Below are 300 nucleotides of genomic sequence, written 5' to 3' on the forward strand. Positions count from 1 at the left end.
AACCACAATATCGCAGCAATGAACACGCACCGTCAGCTTTCCGTGAACACAACAAACACAAACAAATCCATAGAGAAACTGTCTTCGGGTCTGCGTATCAACCGTGCAGGCGATGACGCTGCCGGCTTGGCAATTTCCGAAAAAATGCGCGGTCAAATTCGTGGTTTGGACATGGCTGCCAAGAACTCACAAGATGGTATCTCGCTGATCCAAACGACTGAAGGCGCGTTGAACGAAGTACACTCGATCCTGCAACGTCAAAGAGAGCTGGCTGTACAATCCGCTTCGGACACTAACGTT

The 300-nt window shown here is 49.7% G+C and carries 1 protein-coding gene; it reads left to right on the forward strand.

Annotated features, from left to right (window positions below):
* A partial coding sequence (locus A6049_RS32365; RefSeq protein ID WP_481853594.1) for a flagellin N-terminal helical domain-containing protein occupies positions 1–300 on the forward strand: 300 nt, incomplete at both ends.

This window comes from Paenibacillus sp. O199, assembly GCF_001636635.1.
Taxonomy (GTDB): domain Bacteria; phylum Bacillota; class Bacilli; order Paenibacillales; family Paenibacillaceae; genus Paenibacillus; species Paenibacillus marchantiae.